This window comes from Amycolatopsis sp. NPDC024027 (assembly GCF_040638975.1).
Classification (GTDB): domain Bacteria; phylum Actinomycetota; class Actinomycetes; order Mycobacteriales; family Pseudonocardiaceae; genus Amycolatopsis.
The window spans coordinates 12,989-31,574 of the sequence record NZ_JBEZYY010000004.1 but is presented as its reverse complement, the minus strand read 5'-3'; the positions used below and the strand labels follow the sequence as shown (position 1 = coordinate 31,574).

The following is an 18,586-nucleotide window of genomic DNA, read 5'->3' as shown; positions in this document are numbered from 1 at the left end:
CCCGGGGCGAAGCCCCGGTTTCACTTGGTCAGTTCGGGAGCGTCGACGGCGGGCAGGTTCTTGGCCTTCAGCACCTCGTTCAGCGGACCGAAGTCCGCGAAGCCCTTCAGCGCCACCGCCGACTTCACCACGCCGGCCGTCACCGAGTCCTGCGCGAGCTGCGGGAATTCGGCGGCGACGGGGTCGGTGGTCAGCTCGATGCCGGAGAAGGCGCGGTCCAGGACCGCTGCGCTCAGGGTACTGCCGGCCAGCTCCTTGAGCGCGCCGTTGACCACCGTCTTCGCGTCCGCCGGGTTGCCTTTGGCCCAGTCGATGGCGGCGAGCTCACCCTTGAGCAGTGCGCGGACGGTGTCCGGGTGCTGCTGCAGGAACTCGCTGCGCACGATGACGACGGTGGTCGGGAAGCGGCCACCCGGCCACAGCGTCTTCTCGTCGACCAGGACCTTCGCGCCGGCGTCGAGGACCAGCCGGGACGCCCACGGCTCGGGCAGCCAGCCGCCGTCGACCTCGCCCTTCTTGAAGGCGTCGAGCGTCTTCGGGTTGTCGAGGTTGGTGATCTTGACCTGGTCGGTCAGCTGCTTGCCGGCGAGGAACTTCTTGAGCGCGACGTCCTGGGTGTTGGCCAGCTGCGGCGTGGCGATGTTCTTGCCCTTGAGCTGGTCCACGCTGGTGATGTCGGGCTTGACGACCAGCTGCGCGCCCCCCGAGACGGCGCCGGAGACCAGCTGGATGGCGCCCTTGGACTTCGTGAAGGCGTTGATCGCCGGGCCGGAGCCGATGAAGGCGACGTCGAGGGAGCCGCCGAGCAGGGCGTTGACCTCTTCGGGGCCGGCGTTGAAGGTCTGGGTGGTGAGCTTGGTGGAGCCGAGCTCGGTCTTGAAGAAGTCCTTTTTGACGCCGATCAGCGCGGGAGCGTGCGTGACGTTCGGGAAGAACCCGACCCGGACCTCGCCGGCGGTTCCCTGGTTCGCGGCCGGGGCGGCGCTGCTGTCGGCGCGCGAACAGCCGGCCAGCACGCCCACAACGGTCAGGGCGGCCAGCGCCGAGGCCAGGGTTCTCCGAGGGGTGCGCACGTCAGCATCGCCTTTCGTCGGTGTCGGGGCGAGGTTCGCACGGTCACCCACTCAGGCGCATAGCCATCCGCATCCCGGGAATCCTGGTGAGATTTCTTGACATCGGCGGCCGCGGCGCTTACAGCTCCGGAGAAAGTCGCCAAACCGGGCAACCGCTCGCGTCACCCGGACGTGGTACAGGGTGGACCACGGATTCGGGAGGAAGACATGACGAGCAGGGGCCAGGGAGCCGCCGGCGTCCGCGTGGCGCTGGTCGTGTTGTTCATCGGGCTGGGCCAGGCGTCGTTCGAGTGGCTCAGGTCACTGGGCATGGACGCGCTGACCAGCTTGGTGGTGTGGGCGATCCCGGTCGTCACGGCCGCGGCGGTGACGCTGGTGTTGTGGGTGGCGTCGGACCGGGCCTTCACGCTGCGCAACTGGCTGCCGGTGGCGATTTCGATCCCGGTGTACCTCGGCGGAGCGTTCGGCTTGGCGACGGCGACGGCGAGTTTGGTGGCGTCGATCGTCAGCGGCGTGGGGCTGGGGGTGGCGGTGGTGGTCGTTGCCGGTCTGATCCGGTCGCGGCGGCGGGTTGAGGCTGGTCAGTAGGGGTTTTGAGGTGGTTGTCCACAGGTTGATGGGGCTGTGGACAACCCGGAACAGTGCGGCGCGGTCGTCGTGGTCCGTCGCGGCCTCGACCCGGGCCTGCCACGACGCCTGCTGCCGCTGCACGACCGCGGCGTTTCCCGCGGTCTGCCGCAGGTACCCGAGCCCGGCGACACCGGGGAGTCGTCCACCGCGCGGGGCTGTTTCGATCCCGCCGGTCACTCCTTCGAACGGCGCAGCAGAAGCGACACGTCGCCGAACTCGTGCCACAAGTACCGCTCCGCCACCGCCGCCTCATACGCGCGCTGGACCACCTCCGCGCCCGCCACCGCCTCCAGCAGTGACAAGTGCGATGCCTCCGGCGCGTGCAGGCCCGTGACGATCCCGTCCACCACCCGCGCCGGGCGGTCCGGGCCCAGTACCAGCTCCGTCCAGCCCTCGGCCGCGCGGATTTCGCCTCCCGAAGAGGCCGATTCCAGCGCCCGGGCCGCCGTCGTGCCCACCGCTATCACCCGGCCTCCGCGCGCCCGGACCCACGAGGCCAACGCCGCCGTCGTCGGGGGGACGCGGTACCGCTCCGCCTGGGGTGGCTCCGCCGCCTCCGGGGACGACACTCCCGTGTGCAGCAGCAGCGGGGCGAACAACACCCCGTCCGTCACCAAGCGGGTCACCAGCTCCGGCGTGAACGGCCGCGCCGCCGAGGGCATCTCCGCGCTGCCCGGTTCGCGGGCGAACACCGTCTGGTAGTCCGACAGCGGCCACGCACGCGGGACGTACCCGTAGCGGATCGGCCGGCCCGCCGCCGCGAGCAGCGCCCGCACCTCCACCGACACCGCCGCCCGCCACAGCCGCGCTGCGCCCGGGACCATCGGGGCCAGCAACGTCAGCGACGCGTCGCCGGCCAGGGAAAGGCGCTCGCCCGGGCGGCCGTCGAGCAGCGGGCCGGCCGGTGCGCGCAGCTCGACGACCCACGAACCGTCGTCCAGCGGTGTGGCGAAGTGGACCGTGATCGGGCGGCCGTTGCGCCGTGCGTCGACCGCTGCCGGGAGGGTGCCCGAAGTGTTGACCACCAGCAGGTCGCCCGGGCGAAGGTGCTCGCCCAAGCCGGTGAACGCCGTGTGGTGGACGCCCGCCGGGGACGCGACCAGCAGGCGGACCTCGTCGCGGGACAGGCCGCGGGCTTCCGGCGGGGCCGATGCCGACAGCTCCGCGGGCAGGTCGAACCGGATGTTCATGCCGTCACCAGGAGGTCGGCCGCGCGGTAGCGGCCGCTCGGCGGACGCTCGTCGAGCACCCTCAGGAACGCCGGGACGGCCGTCTCCGGCAGCGGCCGGTCGGAGATGTCCTCGCCGGGGAACGCGCGCTGGTGCATCGCCGTGCGCAGGTCGCCCGGGTCGATGGCGTACACGGACAGGTCCGGGTGTTCCACCCCCAGGACAGCGGTCATCTGATCGAGCGCCGCCTTCGCGGAGCCGTAGCCGCCCCAGCCCTCGTAAGCCTCGACGGCGGCATCGGAACTGACGTCGATCACGACGCCGCGCGCCGCGGTCAAGGCGGGCAACAGGAGCTGGGTCAGCGCAAGAGGCGCGAAGACGTTGACGCGGTAGGCGTCCTCCAGGTCCGCCACCGGGTAGCGCGCCAGGGGCGGCAGCGGGCTGACGCCGAGCGCGCTGGCGTTGTTGACGAGCAGGTCGAGTTCGGGACAGGCGTCGGCGAGCGCGGCGCGGTGGGCCGGGTCGGTGACGTCGCCGGGGACGGCCGTGAAGCCGGCCTCACCGGCCGCCGAAGCGAGCGCGGCCGCGTCGCGGCCGTCGCCGATGACCGTCCACTTGCGACGGACCAGGGCGGCCGCGAGCGCGCGGCCCAGCCCGGCGGAAGCGCCGGTGACGAGTGCGGTGGGCATGGTTCCTCCTTCGAGGGCTACCACCCCATCCTGAAACCTCTACATTACTTGAGGTCAACCGGAGACCGGCCGCGCAGCAGGAAATACGCTGTCAGCGAAACGACGAGGCCGACGTAGTACGCGAGATCCGCGCCGTGCAGCGCCGCGGCGACCGGTCCGGTGTAGAGGGACGTGTTCATGAACGGCACCGCGGCGCCGAACCCCACCAGGAACGCCACCACCGCCGCCCAGGGACGCACGGAAACCGACGCCAGGACGTCCACGCGCCGGCCGCCGCGGGTGCGCGCGAGCCAGTCCGGGACGACCACGCCGAGGAAGGGCGGGATCCAATAGCTGACGAACAGCAGCACGTTTTCGAACTTCGCCGAGAGGTCGCCGCTGTGCATCCAGAGGATCAGCGCGAACGCGAGCACGGTGACGACGACCGCCGACACCGGGCGCCGCAGCCGGACGCCGACCGTCTGCAGCGCGAGCGAGCCGCTGTAGTCGTTCATCGCGTTCGACGACACCGCCGCCAGTGCGATCACGGCCAGCGCCAGCGCGCCCAGGAACCCGCCGCCGAGCAGGTGGGCGACGCCCGCCGCCGTCTGGTCGCCCAGCGAGGACCCCAGCGCGAGCCCGAGGCCTTCGCCGATCGCGTACGAGACGACGAGGCCGAGCAGCGTCGCCCAGAAGACCGCCCGTGACGAACTGGAGACGGGCAGGTAGCGGCTGAAGTCCGACGCGTAGGGCGCCCAGGAGATCGCCAGCGACAACGTGATCGTCGTGAACAGGACGACGCCGCCCACCAAATCGGCGCCGGACGCGGTGTCGGCGCCGGCGATCGGGTGTCCGGAAAGGACCTTCACGGCGAGCGCGGCGAACGCGAGCACCAGCAGCACGCTCATCACCGCCTGCACGCGGTGGATCAGCGCGTACCCGAACACGCCGAGCGCGCACTGCAGCACCAGCACGATCAGCACCGCCGCCCAGAACGGCAGCCCGGTCAGCTCGGCCAGCGCCTCGCCGCCGAACAGGCCGACCAGCGCGTCCCAGGCGATCGAGCCGAGCCACTGCACCAGGCCGGGCAGCACGACACCGCCGCCGAACGGCAGCCGGGCGAGCGGCAGCTGGCCGGTACCGGTGCGCGGGCCCCACGTCGACAGGTACGCCACCGGCAGCGACCCCAGCACGGTGCCGGCGAGCATCGCGGCCAAGCCGGTCCAGAACCCGAGGCCGAGCGACGCCGCGAGGGTGCCGGTGAACACCGCCGTCATCGTCAGGTTCGGCGCGAACCACACGCTGAACAGCCGCCACGGGCGCCCGAACCGGTTGTCCGCCGGCACCGGGGCGATGCCGTGGGTTTCGATCGCCAGATCCCGCCCGCCGGTGGGCATCCGCCCGCCGAAGACTTCGGCGTCCAGACCGTGTCCGCTCATGTTCCGCCTCTCGTCGCCGATCACCCTAAAGCGCAGCCGCGTGGTGTAACGCGACGGCCCGAACGGACGAATCACGGTTAGCCGTTGCCGGACTGCTCCCCACCACCGCCAAGACCCACCGGGAGGGTCGCGAAGTGCAGCACCCGCGGACGTCGGTGATGACCGGGCTGCTCGCCGCCGGGTGCGTGCTCGGCGTGGTCGCGCTGGCGCTCAAAGCCGGCGAAGGCTCCCACTCCGCGCTCGACACCGCGCTCAGCACCACGACCGGGTTCCTCTTCCTCCTCGCGGGCGCGGTCGCGCACGTGCGGCGCCCGGCCAACCCGATCGGGGTGCTCATCGCGCTCGCCGGGGTCGCCCTGTTCCTCGAGGACCTGCAGTTCACGCGCGACCCGGTGCTGTACACGATCGCCGTGCCGCTGCGCGCCGCGTCCAGCCCGGTCATCGCGCACCTGGTGCTCGCCTTCCCGCACGGCCGGCTCCGCTCGCGGTGGGAACGGCTGCTGGTGGCCGCGGCCTACCTGGTGGTGCTCGGTTCGGGCGTGCTCGGGTTGCTGGTCGACGACGACCCGCGCGACCTGCTGGCGCTCTGGCCGGGCAGCGGCGCCTTCGCCGACCGCGCCCTGGAGCTGGCCGCGACGGCGATCAGCGCGGGCGTGGTCGTCGTGCTGCTCTACCGGTGGCTGACCGGGCGGCTGCCGCAGCGGCGGCTGCTGTCACCGGTCGTGGTCATCGCGCTGGCCGGCGCGCTGACGTCGGGGGCGGGCACGGCGCTCGGCGACGCGCACCCGCTGTCCGGCCCGCTGCTGCAGGCGTACCGGATCCTGTTCTGCCTGTGGCCGCTGGCGTTCCTGGCCGGGGTGATGCGGGCCCGGGTCGGCAACGCCGAGATGATCCGGCTGCTGCTGGAGCGCGACGGCACCGGGCTGGCCGCGCTGGTGCAGGACGACGAGGTGTGGAAGGACAGCCGGTCGATCGACGCGCTCAACGCGGCCGCCGGGCTGGTGCTGGACAACCAGCGGCTCACCGCCGAGCTGGAGCAGCGACTGGCCGAGGTGCGCGCGTCGCGGGCCCGCCTGGTCGCGGCCGGGGACGAGGAGCGCCGCCGGGTCGAGCGCGACCTGCACGACGGCGCCCAGCAGCGGCTGGTCAGCGTCGTGCTGCTGCTGCGGATGGCCGGCCGCCGCTCCGGCGCGGAGCTGCCGCCGGAGATCCGCGCCCTGCTCACCGGCGCGGTGGACGAGCTGCAGACGGCGATCACCGAGCTGCGCGAGCTGGCCCGCGGCATCCGCCCGGCGATCCTCACCGAGGCGGGCCTGGTGGCGGCGGTCCGCTCGCTGGCCGACCGCAGCCCGATGGCGGTGGCCATGACGGTCGGCACGGTGCCGCGCCTGGACGCGGCGGTGGAGGCGACGGCGTACTTCGTGACGTCGGAGGCGCTGACGAACGCGCTGAAGCACGCCCGGACCGACCGCGCCGACGTGCGGATCGAGGTGGCGGGCGCGGAGCTGCGGGTCGAGGTGACGGACGCGGGTGTCGGCGGCGCGGATCCGGAGGGTGGTTCGGGACTGGCCGGGCTGCGGGACCGGGTGCAGGCACTGGGCGGGGAGCTCGAGGTCGCGAGCGGCTCTGGAGGCACCGCGGTGACCGCGGTCATCCCGCTGGCGGAGTGAGCAGCTGCGGCCGTGGCCACTGCGGTGCGCTCGGGCCGGTTGGATGGTTCGGCGGCGCGGGCATCCCGCCCGGCGGCGGCCGGTGGGCGGGCAGCGGCTGCCCAACGGCGGGTCGGTGGGGGCGGCGGCCAAGCAGCGGCGGCCGGCACGGAAGCGAGCGTCCGGGCCGGCGGATCTACCGCGGTGCCGGCGGCACGCCCGAGTGGCCCACGGCGAGAAACCAGCCATCCGAAAAGGGCCCCCTCGCCGAGACCGGCGAGGGGGCCCTCATCGAGCAGCAGCCGACTAGACGAGCAGCAGGAACAGCAGCCCGTTGGGCACACCGAGGCCGGTCACGTCGTCGTAGCCGGGGGTGGTGTGGATCGTCAGGCCCTGGTAGTCCAGCGTGCGGACCGAGCGGAGCAGGCCGTCCGTGGCGTCGACCGAGTTCGCGTAGTCGACGCGGGCCACCGCGGCGTCCACGTGCTTCACATCGGTGATCGCCGGCGTGCGGGACGTCAGCTTGTAGATCACCGGGTTGATGAAGCCGTGGTGGAAGTGGTCGAAGCTGTCGGCCACCGCCATGATGCCGGCGAACACCGGCGACGCGAGGCTCGTGCCGCCGATCCGGTACTGGTCGTAGTGCGCACCCTCCGGGAAGGTCTGCGTCTGGCCGACCAGGAAGCCGGTGTTCGGGTCGCCGACCGCGGAGATGTCCGGGACGACGCGGCCCTTCTTGTTGCCGGTCTGGTTCTTCTTCGCCAGCGCGTCCGGGACGACACCCTTCTGGTAGAAGGGCTGCTCGAACAGCCGGCTCGTGCCGCCACCGGAACCGCTGGTGTAGTTGGCCGGGCCGTAGACGCCGTTGGTCAGGACCGACTTGCTGGTCTCCCAGCCGGTCTCGAAGATCTTCTTGCCGTCCTTGCCGATGGCGATGGACGTGCCGCCGACCGCGGTGATCCACGGCGCCGAGGCGGAGAAGTCCGGCGACGGCGTGCCGAGGCGCGCGACCTCGTCACCGTTGTCGCCCGAGGAGAAGTACACGCCGATGCCCTCGAGGACCGCCTGCAGCGAGATCTGGTTGAACACCTTGACCTCGTCGGCCGGGATGTCCTCGCCGGTGTCGCCGTAGGAGTTCGACACGATGTCGGCCTTGTGGCCGGCGATCACGTAGTTCAGCGCCACGTCGAGGGCGTTGTCCTCGCAGGACTCCCCGCCGACGTACAGGATGTCGGCGCCCGGCGCGAGACCGTGGGCGGCCTCGACGTCGAGGGTCTCCTCGCCGTACCAACCGGCCGCGTCGCACTGGTCCGGCGGCTCGAGGACCGGGTTCGCCGGGAAGACGTGCTGCTTGAACTGGCTCTGCTTCAGCGGGTGCTGCGGGTCGTTCTTCTTCGCGTACGTGCTCGCGTCCGAATAGATCGTCGGCGAGGCGAAGGCGTCCACGATGGCGATCGTGGTGCCCTTGCCGTCGGCGCCGAGCTTGTCGATGCCGTAGGCCGAGCGCAGCTGCGCCGGGGTGTAGCCGCAGGGGGCGTACGGCAGCTGCTTGCCGTTGTAGGCGGGATCGGTGGTGTCGATCTTCTCGCCGTAGTAGGCGCTGCACGGCGGCGCGTTGCGGAAGCCGGGCCCGGGCGCGACGTCCGACGGCGTGCCGGAGCCGGTCGCGTGGTCCGGCTTGAACAGGTTGGTCGCCTGGTCGACGCCGACGACGCCGAGCACGTCACCGGCCAGGTTCGCCGGCACCGACAGGTTCTTGTCGGCGGCGCGCAGCGTCTGGCCCTTGACCCGGTACTTGCCGAGGTCGACGGCGAACGCCTTTTCCGTCTGGTCCGCGGTGCCGGTGGCTTCGACGTACGCGCGGTTCGACGGGACCTCGCCGATGCTGAAACCGTTGCCGGTCAGCCACGCCTTGACGGCGCTGACGGTCGCGTCACTGGCCGCGAAGCGGTCGCGCACCTGGTCGGGGCTGAGGTACTGGCGGTAGGTCTTGCTGTCCGGGTCGGACACGGCCTGGGCCAGCGCTTCGGCACCGGCGTTGTCGCGCTGGTTCAGGTAAACCCGGAAGCTCAGCTTCGCGGCGGGCGCCGTGTCGGCGACCTTCGCCTGCGCGTTCGCCCACAACGGGTGTGACTGCGGAATGTCCTGACGCCCCTGCGCGGACGCCGTCGCCGGCAGGGCGCCGGTCAGGCCACCCACCACCGCGAGCGAAAGGAGCAGGGTGGAGCTTCTTCGCACAGAAATCTCCCTCTTGGAAAGCGGCCCCCAGAAAACGGGCCTTGGAACACCGGCTGAGACTAGATCGGTGTTCCGCTCGTGGGGAAGTGCTTGCGGAACCGTTATCTGGCCGGGAATTCGCCAGCCGTGAACCGTGGTACTGAAATCCGATTTGTCGCGGAGAAAACGCGAGGAATGAGGTCTGCTGCACGATTGGTCCGGTTTGCGACGGTATGGTGGACCACGCGGCAGGGGCTTGCGCCACCTACTAAAGTCGGTCGCTCCGTCCACTCCGGACAGTCTGTGACATCCGGGGCTTCGCCCCGGGTCGGGGGCTCCGCCACCCGAACCCCCGAAAGACAGGGGGCGGTGACGGCAGTTCGGCCGTCACGCGCGGACGGTCAGGCGCCGGTCCACCTCGGTGGGCGCGAACACCGCGTCGACGACCATCGCCACCGCTCCGGCCACCGCCATTCCCTCGCCGCGGCCGCCGATTTCCACCCGCAGGTTCTGCGTCGCCCGCGGCAGCGCCCGGCGGTACAGCACCTCCCGGACCCCCGCCACGAAGTGCGGCTCGGCGAGGTCACCGGCGATCACCACGACGCCGGGGTTGACCACGCACACCAGCGTCGCCAGCACCTCCCCCACCTGGCGGCCGGCCACTTCGGCGAGCCGCACCGCGGCCGGGTCGCCCGCCGTGATCCGGTCGCGGACGCCCGAGCCCGACTCCGTCGGCAGCCCCAGCTCGGTCAGCCTCGCCGCCAGCGCACCGCCGCCGGCGACGGCCGCGAGGCAGCCGAGCGAGCCGCACGGGCAGCGGGCCTCCGGGTGGTCCGGAAGCCGGATGTGGCCGATGTCGCCCGCGCCGCCGTCGATCCCGCGGTACACCTCCCCGCCGAGGACCAGGCCGGCACCGATCCCGGTCGACACCTTCACCACGACCAGCGCCGCCGACTCCGGGTGGCGGGCGCGGTGCTCGCCCAGCGCCATCAGGTTCGCGTCGTTGTCGACCAGCACCGGGGCGCCGAAGCGCGCGCCGAGGTGGGCGTCGATGGGGTAGCCGTCCCAGCCCGGCATGATCGGCGGCTGCCGCACCCGGGCGCGGCCGGGCTCGACCGGGCCCGGCACCGATACGCCCACCCCGCACACCGGCCGGCCCGCCGAAGCCCGCAGCGCCTCGAACCACCCCGCGATCCGGTCGAGCACGGGCTCGGGACCGTCCGCGACGCGGACCGCGCCCGCGCGGCGCGCCAGCACCCGTCCCGCCAGGTCGGTGACGGCGGCCTCGGCGTGCGTCGTGTCGATGCTCGCGGCGAGGACGACGGCGTGCCGGTCGTCGAACCGCAGCTGCCGCGCCGGGCGGCCGCCGGTGGAGTCCTCCTGGCCACCCTCGGCGAGCAGGCCCGCGGTCTGGAGCTGCTCCAGGCGCGCTGTCAGCGTCGAGCGCGACAGCCCGCTGCGCTCCAGGAGGGCCTTCCGCGTGCTCGCCTGCCCCGTCCGGACCAGCTGCAGCAGCTCTCCCGCGCTGGTCGGGGTGGTCATCTGCGGCCTCCTGCCTACTTTTGTCCATTGACAAGACACAAGTCGGAGATAGATTGGACATATGAACGTAACACGGGAGCGGGCCTCGGCTGTCCTGGCGGGCAACTGGCTCGGCGCGTCCACCGTGCCCTCGCGATCGCTCTACCCGCACCAGTGGAGCTGGGACTCCGCGTTCATCGCGCTCGGCCTGCGCCACCGGTCCACCGCGCACGCCCGGCGCGAACTGCGCACGCTGTTCGAAGCGCAGTGGCCCGACGGCCGCGTCCCGCACATCGTGTTCGACCCGGAGACGCCGCCCGAGGCGTACTTCCCCGGGCCGTCCTTCTGGCAGGCCGGCCGGACGTCGGGCCTGGTCCAGCCGCCGGTACACGCCCGCGCCGCGCTGGCGGTGCACGAAGCCGACCCGGATCGGGAGTTCCTCGCCGGGCTGTACCCGAAGCTGGTGGCCTGGCACGACTACCTGCGCACCCGCCGCGACGCGGGCGGCCGCGGGCTGGTGGCGATCGTGCACCCCTGGGAATCCGGCATGGACAACAGCCCGGCCTGGGACGAGCCGCTCACGCGCGTCCCGCTCGCCACCGGGTTCGTCCGCCGCGACCTCCAGCACGGCGACGCCGGCGACCGGCCGAGCGACGACGACTACGGCCGGTACGTCCGGCTCGCCGCCGCCTACCGGGACAGCGGTTACCGGGACATCGGCGACTTCACCGTGGAAGACCCCGGCTTCAACGCCCTGCTGGCCGACGCCGAGCTGGCACTCGCCGAGATCGCGGAGGAACTCGGCCTGCTGTCCTCGAGCCACCGAGAGGCCGCGGCCCGCGTCGAGAAGGCGATGCAGGAGACGTTGTGGGACAGCGCCGCCGGCTTCTTCTTCGCCCGCGACGTCCACACCGGCGCACTGATCCGCGAGCACACGTGCGCGGGCCTGCTGCCGCTGGTGCTGCCGGACCTGGCGGTCGCCCCCGCCCTGCTGGCGACCGCGACCGGCCCTCGCTTCCGGCTCGGCCGGGTGCACGGCGTGCCCAGCTACGACCTGACCGCACCGGGCTTCGACCCCGGCCGCTACTGGCGCGGGCCCTCGTGGTTCAACATCGGCTGGCTGGTCCGGAAAGGCCTGCTCCGCCACGGCGAGCACGCCCTCGCCGCGCGCCTGCGCGACGACCTCGTCGAGACGGCCGCGCAGACCGGCTTCGCCGAGTACGTCGACCCGCTGACCGGCGCCGGTCACGGCACCCGGTCGTTCAGCTGGACCGCCGCCCTGACCGTGGACTTGCTGTCCGAGGGGAAATGACGGGCCGCCCGGCCGCGTCGGGGACGGCCGGGCGGCCCGCTCAGCCCGCCGCGGTCGCGTAGTCCGAGCCCACCCAGGTTTCGTCGATCCGCAGCCGCTTGTAGCGCGAGCTGTCGCTCGACGCCGCGTACGTGCTCGTCACCTGGAGCCGCACGTACCGGGCCGTCACCGCGGAGACGTCGACGAACTGGACGCCGCGGTGGCTCGGCAGCGTCCCGGACTTCACCGCGCTGCCCCAGTCCTTGCCGTCACTCGACACGAACACCTTGTACGCCTTGATCCGCGCCGACTGCTCGCTGTCCGACCGGGCGTAGCTGACGGAGTCCTCCCGCTGGTTGAGCCCGAGGTACTGCACCTTCTTCGCCGCCCCGAGGTCGTAGTCGAGGTTGACCGGCAGCGTCTTGTTGTTGTCGAAGTAGGTCAGGTAGCTGCCGTCGCTCGCCGCCGGTCCACTGTGGCCGCTCGCCGACGCGCTCGCCTTGAGCGTCACGGTCTTCGGGTCGTAGGTCCCGGTGCGGCCCGCCGTCTCGACCTTGAACACCGTGTCGTAGCCGTCCCAGCCGGACAGGCCGCTCAGGGTGAGACTGCCGCCGCCCTGGCTGAAGGAGATCGCCGCGCCGGTACGGAGGTTCGTGACGCGGCGGACGCGGTAGCCGTTGTCGCGGACCTTCAGCGTCGACGTCGACGGCTTGGTCAGGACGTGCACGTACTGGTTGTCGCCCTTGATGGTGATGACGCCGTGGGCGCCGTCGTTCCAGAAGCCCGGCTGCATGCCGCCGTACATGTACCCGGCGCCTTCGGTGCCGCCGAGGGACTCCCAGATCGCGTCCAGGTAGGTCTTCGCGAAGTTGTTGAACGCCTCCTGGTTCGAGGGGAACTTCCCGTTCACCATCGCCGTCTCGGCCATCAGGGACTTGATCGACGAGCCCGAGTTCGTGATGAGCCGGCCGAGGTTGAGCATCTTGTTCACCGGCGGGTTCGACCCGCCGTACCACCAGGAACCGGTGTCGGGGAGCTTGAAGCACGCCTCGGTGAGCCGCGGCATCGCCGTGTACGTCGCCTGCGGGTAGTCGTACGACGGCGACATGCCGGTCTTCTGCTCGTTGCTGATCGTGTCCATGATCGGCGTGTCTTCGTTGTTGTTGCTGAGCAGGTAGTCCGGGCGCTGCTGGTAGATCTGCTGGTACAGGTCGTGCGACTCCCAGTAGGCGTTGTCGTTGTCGATCCAGAAGCCTGCGAGGTCCGGGTAGTTCTTCATGACCTCGAAGAAGTTGTCGTAGCTGAACTGGCCGAAGCCGTCCTGGCTGTCGAGGTTCACCGTCTTGCCCTTGTACTTCGAGTAGCCGGCGGAGTCGAGCCACTCGTGGCCGCCTTCGTCGTGCCACTGGGCGTCGTTGGTCATGTAGAGGATGACCTTGAGGCCCCGGGTCTTCGCCGCGGCGACCAGCTCGCCGAGGAAGTCCCGCTTGGTGGAACAGCTGCCGGGGATCTTCGACGGCCAGGCCCGCGAGTAGCCGAGCCGGCTGTGGAACGAGGCGAGCACGAGGTAGGACGCGTGCAGCTTCTCGGCTTCGGTGACCCAGTAGGCGGGATCCCACCCGCCGTCGGTGATCGCCTTTTCCCAGGCGCTGCAACTGGTGTAGCCGGGTGACGTGCGCATGCCCCAGTGCAGGAACAGCCCGGCCTGGCTGTCGCGCAGCCACTGCTGCGAGGGCTTCTGCAGGTCCGCCGAAGCGGGCGCGGCGACGAGCCCGGACACCGCCAGCATCGACGCGCACGCGACGAGCGCCCGGCGGAGGAACCTGTGTGCCATGAGCGACCTCCAGTGGTCTGGTCCACTCGGTGGTGTACTCCTGGCGACGTGGGGCGGTCAAGGCTGAGATCCGACCTTTTCCCGAAGTCTCGCTGGCCGGTACATTCCCACTTCGGCCGTTCGGGTTAAATATCTGATATATGACGCAAGAGATCCGATCTCTCTTGACTCGACGTCCCGGAGGCGAGTAGATGTTTCCCCCGGAAGCGCTTTCGCTTCCAAGACCATCGCTCCGGCGACACGGGCAGCACGCCGCGCCCCCCAGAGCTGGTCGGGATGCCGACGGACGGCGGATCGGCATCCCGGCCACCCTTCCACCGCGTCGCGGGGCTCAGCGTACGAAAGGGACGACGATGTCCGAACATCCCCTTCGCCCGACCCGGCGCGCGGTCCTGGCCGGCACGCTCGGCGCCCTGGGCGCGCTCGCCGCGACGGGCCCCCTCGCGCGGGCCGCGGACCAGCTTCCCCCGATCGGCGGCGCAGCCCCGCCGGACTGGTCGCGCGCGGTGATCGATTCGACGATGAAGCGCTACACGCCGGACAAGATCGGCGGCTGGGGCTACACGCTGGGCCTGTACCTCTACGGCCAGTACCTCTTCTACAAGCGCACCGGCGAGAAGAAGTACCTCGACTACATCATCGCGTGGTACGACCGGTTCATCACCGACAGCGGCATCTCGAACAGCTTCAACAACCTCGACTCGATGCGCTCGTGCCAGATGCTGCCGCTGCTGTACGCGGAAACGGGCCGCAAGAAGTACAAGACGGCGGCCGACCAGCTGCGCAAGCGGTTCCCGTCCTACCCCCGGACGTCCGACGGCGGCATGTTCCACGCCACCGGCAAGGTCGGCCAGCTGTGGGGCGACGGCGTCTACATGGCCCAGCCGTTCCTCGCGCTGTACGGCGCGGCCTTCGGCGACGGCGACTACTGCTTCGAAGAGGCGGCGAAGAACATCGTCGTGTACTTCAGCCACCTGCGCGAACCGGCGAAGGGCCTGCTGTACCACGCCTACGACGAGGACGGCTCCGAGTCGTGGGCGTCCGGGTCCGGGCACCACTCGAAGTACCACTGGGCGCGTGCGATCGGCTGGTTCGGCATGGCCACCATCGACATCCTCGAGGTGCTGCCGGCGAACCACCCGCGGCGGGCCGCGCTGGTCGACGTCGTCAAGTTCCTGGCGGCCGGTTACCAGCGCTACCAGGACGCCTCGACCGGCCGCTGGTACCAGGTGGTCGACCGCGGCGGCGACGCGAAGAACTGGCTGGAGACGTCGGCGTCGTCGATGTACACGTTCACGATGGCCCGCGGCGTCCAGCGCGGCTACCTGCCGGCGTCCTACCAGGCGGTGGCGGATCGCGGGTACGCCGGGGTGCTGAAGAAGGTGTCACTCGGGTCGGACGGCCTGACGAACATCACCGACATCTGCGAAGGCACCAACGTCGGCGACCTGTCCTACTACTACGCCCGCGCGCGCAAGACCAACGACTTCCACGGCCTCGGCGCGTTCCTCATCATGAACGAGCAGTACTCGCACTGACCTCGAGGCGCGCCGCAGAAGGGGCCCCGGCTCACCGGCCGGGGCCCCTTCGTCACGTGCGGAAAGAGGCATCACTCGTGATCAGGAGGGCATCACTCGTGATTGAGCGGGCATCAGCGTGATGCCTCCCCAATCACGAGTGATGCCCCTCCAATCACGAGTGATGCCTCCCCAATCACACGTGATGCCCCTTCGATCACGGTGAGGCCCCTTCCCGCGTGAGCGGGAAGGGGCCTCACCGTGTCAGCAGTTCGAGGTCGAGCTTGTGGTGTTGATGCGGAGGGTGGCGCCCGATGTCGTCGCCGAGTCCTTGACGCAGTAGCCCGTCACCGACTGGAAGCCGATGTCGAACGGGCTCTTCGAGCCCTTCTCCGCGGTGAAGTGGTCGAACGTGATGTCCGAGCTGTTGTTGACGATGCTCGCCGGGCGGCCGTCGTCCTTGGCGAACTCCACCGAGCTGTTCACGAACCGGATGCCGGCGGCGTAGTGCAGGTACCAGCCGTACGACGGGCGGGTGCCGATGCTCTTCGGGTTGTAGTCCGTCGCGTTGTTGCTCGGCACGCCCGTGCCCATGGTGCCGTTGCCGCCGGGCACCGACAGCTTCACGCCGGTGAACGTGACGTCGGAGACGTGGTGGCCGCTGTCCGCGCCCCAGATCGTCGGGCTGAAGTTCGTGCCCGTGTGCGTGCCGGTGACGTTGTCGAACGTGATGCCGCTGATCGACCCGACGCCGGGGTTGTTGCCGCAGCGCTTGCGCGTGCCGATCTTCATCATGATCGGCGAATACGTGCCCGACATCGTGATGTTGCGGTAGTGCACATCGGAAATCTTGGCGCCGTCCATGGAGACGATGCCGATGCCGGATTTGTGCGCGCTGGTGATCGTGATGTCCGAGAACTGGTAGCCGGTGAAGTCACCGCACGTCTCGGACCCGAACATCAGCGCGTTGCAGCACTGCGCCGAAAGTTTCGCGTTGTTCACCGTGACGTTCCCGTTCGGCAGTTTCGCGCCGAGCGCGTAGTCGCTCTTGAACACCAGCGCGTCGTCGTTCGCCGCGATGTTCGCGTTCGTGATCGTGACGTTGGTCGTGCTGATGATGTTCCAGCCGTCGCGGTCGCTCGCCGTGTCGATGGTCAGGTGGTCGGAAACGACGTTCGTGCAGCCGTTGATCAGCGCCGCGAAGTGCCCGCCGCGGCGCAGCTTGACGCCGGACAGCGTCAGCCCGTCACACCGGGTGAGGGACAGGATCTTGTCGGCCTCGCCGGACTTCGGGTTGCCGGTGATGAGGTTGCCGCCGCCGTCGATCGTGCCCGCGCCGGTGAAGCCGATGTTCGTCAGCTTGTCGCCGTAGAACATCGCGTTGTGGAAGTGGCTGTGCCCGTAGTCCTGGTACTCGTCCCACTGGTTCGATTCGGGCTTGTCATAGGTGTCCGCGCCGGACCCGGTGATCGTCGCGCCCGCGTCGAGCTGGATCGTCACGTTGCTCTTGAGGTGGACGGTGTTCGCCGACTTGTAGGTGCCGGAGGTGAACCGGACGGTGCCGCCGCCCGCCGCGCCGGCCGCGGTGATCGCCTTGTCGATGGCGGCGGAATCGTTGGCCGACCCGTTTCCCTTGGCGCCGTAGTCCTTCACGTCGTAAACGCCGCCGGGCGCGGCGGCGGACACGCCGGCGCCGGCCACCGCCAGCCCGGCCACCGCGAAGGTGATCAGCAGGAGTTTTTTCACCGTGGAACCGCCTTGTCATGGAATCGAAGAATTCGGCATGACGGCGGAACACCCAGACTACGAGTGGCGCGAACGGAATGTCAAGATCGCGGGTCCGGAGACCCGCGCCACCCCCAGTCGGGCGCGGGTCCCCGTGGTCGGCGGGGCCGATGTCCATTCAGGATTCTCGGAGTCTACCTTCACCGGGCCCGGTAGCCCCGTGCTTTTTTCATGGTCCACAACGTGAATCCGCCATGATCGGCTGTCACGCAGCGTGGCTTCAGGCCTTCTGCAGACCGGCCTTCCCCGCTTGCACCACGTAGCTGACGTCGTTCTTGATCACCACCGACGCCGGGTCGTAGACGCTCGTGTCCGAGGTGGTCATGAAGTCCGCCCGCATCTGCGACGGCGTGGTCGTGACGCGGACGTAGCCGCGCTCGCCCTTGCAGTACTTGACGTGCGGGTTGTTCGCGTACCAGGCGGCGCTGGGCGCCCCGGCGGTGTCGCTGTTGCTCGTCACCGACGTCGTGACCAGCTCCGAGCCGATGACGGGGGCACTGTGGTCGAAGTAGTCGAGCCGCAGGTCGGCGGCCCAGTGCCGGTGGACGTCGCCGGTGAGCACGACCGGGTTGGCGACCTTGCGGTCGACCCAGCCCTGCTGGATCCGGTTGCGGGAGGCCTCGTAGCCCTGCCAGGAGTCGTTGCTCTCGCAGGTGGCCTTGTCGCCGTCGGCGTCCCGCGTGGCGAAGAAGACCTGCTGGCCGAGGAAGTCCCAGGTGGCGGGGTGCGACTCGAACTGCTTGAGCAGCCACGCCTCCTCGGTGGCGCCGAGGATGCTGCGCGAGGTGCTGCGCATGTCGGCGCAGGCCGGACCGGCGTCGCCGGCGGGGTCGGGCACCTGCGCGCTGCGGTACTGGCGCGTGTCGAGCATGTGGAACCGGGCCAGGTTGCCCCACATCAGCTGCCGGTACAGCTGGATCGACGCGCCGTTGGGCTTGGCCGTCGACCGGATCGGGGTGTTCTCGTAGAAGGCCTGGAACCCGGCGGCCTTGCGCGCGGCCGGGGCGGGCGAGGTGGTGCCGTTCCAGTTGTTCATGACCTCGTGGTCGTCGAACACGACGATCCAGGGCGCGATCGCGTGCGCGGCCTGCAGGTCGGCGTCGGTCTTGTGCTGGGCGTGGCGGGCGCGGTACTGCGCGAGCGTGGTGACGTCCTCGGTGAAGGCCAGGCTGCGCGGGTTGCGCTCCTGCGCGGTCCGCCCCGACTTCTTCTCGTAGATGTAGTCGCCGAGGAACAGCACCAGGTCCGGGTCGTCGGCCACGATGCCCTTGTACGCGTGGTAGTAGCCCTCCTCCCAGTGCTGGCAGGAGCTGAAGCAGTACTTGAGCTGGTTGACCGCGGCGCCGGCGGCGGGTGCGGTGCGCGTCCGCCCGACCGGCGAAAGGTAGCCGGAGCTCTTGAACCGGTAGAAGTACTCGCGCGCCGGCTGCAGCCCGGCCGGTTCGATGTGGACGCTGTGCCCGGACGCGCTGACGGCGTTCACCGAGCCGCGCTGCACGATCGAACTGAACGCTTCGTCGTTCGCGATCTCCCAGTCGACCGCGTAGGTGGCGTCCGGCATGCCGCCGAAGCCGTCCGGGTTGAGCGGGGCGGGCGCGAGCCGCGTCCACAGCACGACACTGTCGGGCAGCGGATCGCCGGAGGCGACCCCGAGCTGGAAGGGATCGTGGACGGCGGGGGCGGCGGCCGTGGTGCGGGCGTTCGCCCACGACGGGAGCGCCGCCGAAGCCGCGGTGGCGGTGACCGCGGCGAGCCCGCCGAGGAGCACCTTGCGCCGGTTGACCTGACCCATG

Annotated in this window: 13 protein-coding genes; 4 read left to right on the top strand and 9 right to left on the bottom strand. The window is 70.5% G+C overall.

Translation table 11 applies throughout. The features are described from left to right. Positions 1 to 20: 20 nt before the first annotated feature. Positions 21 to 1,073, bottom strand: a complete 1,053-nt coding sequence (locus tag AB0F52_RS12050) for an ABC transporter substrate-binding protein (protein ID WP_360168394.1) — start codon at positions 1,071 to 1,073, stop codon at positions 21 to 23. A gap of 207 nt (positions 1,074 to 1,280) precedes the next feature. On the opposite strand from AB0F52_RS12050, the gene AB0F52_RS12045 reads away from it, so the two are divergent. Further along, on the top strand, positions 1,281 to 1,661 hold the full coding sequence (locus AB0F52_RS12045; RefSeq protein ID WP_360168391.1) for a hypothetical protein: 381 nt from the start codon (positions 1,281 to 1,283) through the stop codon (positions 1,659 to 1,661). A gap of 215 nt (positions 1,662 to 1,876) precedes the next feature. Here the strand turns inward: AB0F52_RS12045 and AB0F52_RS12040 are convergent, their stop codons facing one another. The 3 genes from AB0F52_RS12040 to AB0F52_RS12030 are packed head-to-tail and all read right to left on the bottom strand — an operon-like array spanning position 1,877 to position 4,979. Continuing rightward, a complete protein-coding gene (locus tag AB0F52_RS12040; RefSeq protein WP_360168389.1) occupies positions 1,877 to 2,893 on the bottom strand; it encodes an S-adenosylmethionine:tRNA ribosyltransferase-isomerase in 1,017 nt (338 codons plus the stop codon). Then, positions 2,890 to 3,561 carry an SDR family NAD(P)-dependent oxidoreductase gene (locus tag AB0F52_RS12035; protein WP_360168386.1) on the bottom strand — a complete coding sequence of 224 codons (672 nt, stop codon included), beginning with the start codon at positions 3,559 to 3,561 and terminating at the stop codon, positions 2,890 to 2,892. The genes AB0F52_RS12040 and AB0F52_RS12035 overlap by 4 nt, the downstream gene beginning before the upstream one ends. A gap of 44 nt (positions 3,562 to 3,605) precedes the next feature. Beyond that, complete coding sequence (locus AB0F52_RS12030) at positions 3,606 to 4,979, bottom strand: cytosine permease (RefSeq protein ID WP_360168383.1); 1,374 nt, start codon at positions 4,977 to 4,979, stop codon at positions 3,606 to 3,608. Between the two features lie 134 nt (positions 4,980 to 5,113). On the opposite strand from AB0F52_RS12030, the gene AB0F52_RS12025 reads away from it, so the two are divergent. Then, entirely contained in the window at positions 5,114 to 6,649 is a 1,536-nt protein-coding gene (locus AB0F52_RS12025; RefSeq protein WP_360168380.1) for a sensor histidine kinase, read from the top strand. A 285-nt stretch (positions 6,650 to 6,934) separates the two neighbouring features. On the opposite strand, the gene AB0F52_RS12020 is transcribed toward AB0F52_RS12025, so the two are convergent. Further along, complete coding sequence (locus tag AB0F52_RS12020; RefSeq protein WP_360168377.1) at positions 6,935 to 8,866, bottom strand: S53 family peptidase; 1,932 nt, start codon at positions 8,864 to 8,866, stop codon at positions 6,935 to 6,937. Positions 8,867 to 9,232: 366 nt separating this feature from the next. Then, a complete protein-coding gene (locus tag AB0F52_RS12015; protein ID WP_360168374.1) occupies positions 9,233 to 10,387 on the bottom strand; it encodes an ROK family protein in 1,155 nt (384 codons plus the stop codon). 61 nt (positions 10,388 to 10,448) lie between these two features. Here AB0F52_RS12015 and AB0F52_RS12010 point away from each other — a divergent pair, with 61 nt between their 5' ends. Next, positions 10,449 to 11,678 carry a trehalase family glycosidase gene (locus AB0F52_RS12010; protein ID WP_360168371.1) on the top strand — a complete coding sequence of 410 codons (1,230 nt, stop codon included), beginning with the start codon at positions 10,449 to 10,451 and terminating at the stop codon, positions 11,676 to 11,678. A 40-nt stretch (positions 11,679 to 11,718) separates the two neighbouring features. Here AB0F52_RS12010 and AB0F52_RS12005 read toward each other — a convergent pair whose 3' ends face one another. Continuing rightward, positions 11,719 to 13,491 carry an alpha-L-fucosidase gene (locus AB0F52_RS12005; protein WP_360168368.1) on the bottom strand — a complete coding sequence of 591 codons (1,773 nt, stop codon included), beginning with the start codon at positions 13,489 to 13,491 and terminating at the stop codon, positions 11,719 to 11,721. A gap of 353 nt (positions 13,492 to 13,844) precedes the next feature. Between AB0F52_RS12005 and AB0F52_RS12000 the strand changes: the two genes are divergently transcribed. Beyond that, positions 13,845 to 15,029, top strand: a complete 1,185-nt coding sequence (locus tag AB0F52_RS12000) for a glycoside hydrolase family 88 protein (RefSeq protein WP_360168365.1) — start codon at positions 13,845 to 13,847, stop codon at positions 15,027 to 15,029. A 243-nt stretch (positions 15,030 to 15,272) separates the two neighbouring features. On the opposite strand, the gene AB0F52_RS11995 is transcribed toward AB0F52_RS12000, so the two are convergent. Both AB0F52_RS11995 and AB0F52_RS11990 read right to left on the bottom strand, forming a co-directional pair. Continuing rightward, positions 15,273 to 16,754, bottom strand: coding sequence for a glycosyl hydrolase family 28 protein (locus AB0F52_RS11995; RefSeq protein WP_360168362.1), 1,482 nt, complete (start codon positions 16,752 to 16,754; stop codon positions 15,273 to 15,275). A 259-nt stretch (positions 16,755 to 17,013) separates the two neighbouring features. Beyond that, a complete protein-coding gene (locus tag AB0F52_RS11990) occupies positions 17,014 to 18,585 on the bottom strand; it encodes an alkaline phosphatase D family protein (RefSeq protein ID WP_360168359.1) in 1,572 nt (523 codons plus the stop codon). Between the last annotated feature and the right edge of the window lies 1 nt (position 18,586).

Coding starts and splice junctions, on each gene's coding strand:
- AB0F52_RS12045 (WP_360168391.1), top strand. CDS start 1,281: ATGACGAGCAGGGGCCAGGGAGCCGCCGGCGTCCGCGTGGCGCTGGTC.
- AB0F52_RS12040 (WP_360168389.1), bottom strand. CDS start 2,893: ATGAACATCCGGTTCGACCTGCCCGCGGAGCTGTCGGCATCGGCCCCG.
- AB0F52_RS12035 (WP_360168386.1), bottom strand. CDS start 3,561: ATGCCCACCGCACTCGTCACCGGCGCTTCCGCCGGGCTGGGCCGCGCG.
- AB0F52_RS12030 (WP_360168383.1), bottom strand. CDS start 4,979: ATGAGCGGACACGGTCTGGACGCCGAAGTCTTCGGCGGGCGGATGCCC.
- AB0F52_RS12015 (WP_360168374.1), bottom strand. CDS start 10,387: ATGACCACCCCGACCAGCGCGGGAGAGCTGCTGCAGCTGGTCCGGACG.
- AB0F52_RS12010 (WP_360168371.1), top strand. CDS start 10,449: ATGAACGTAACACGGGAGCGGGCCTCGGCTGTCCTGGCGGGCAACTGG.
- AB0F52_RS12005 (WP_360168368.1), bottom strand. CDS start 13,491: ATGGCACACAGGTTCCTCCGCCGGGCGCTCGTCGCGTGCGCGTCGATG.
- AB0F52_RS12000 (WP_360168365.1), top strand. CDS start 13,845: ATGTCCGAACATCCCCTTCGCCCGACCCGGCGCGCGGTCCTGGCCGGC.
- AB0F52_RS11990 (WP_360168359.1), bottom strand. CDS start 18,585: ATGGGTCAGGTCAACCGGCGCAAGGTGCTCCTCGGCGGGCTCGCCGCG.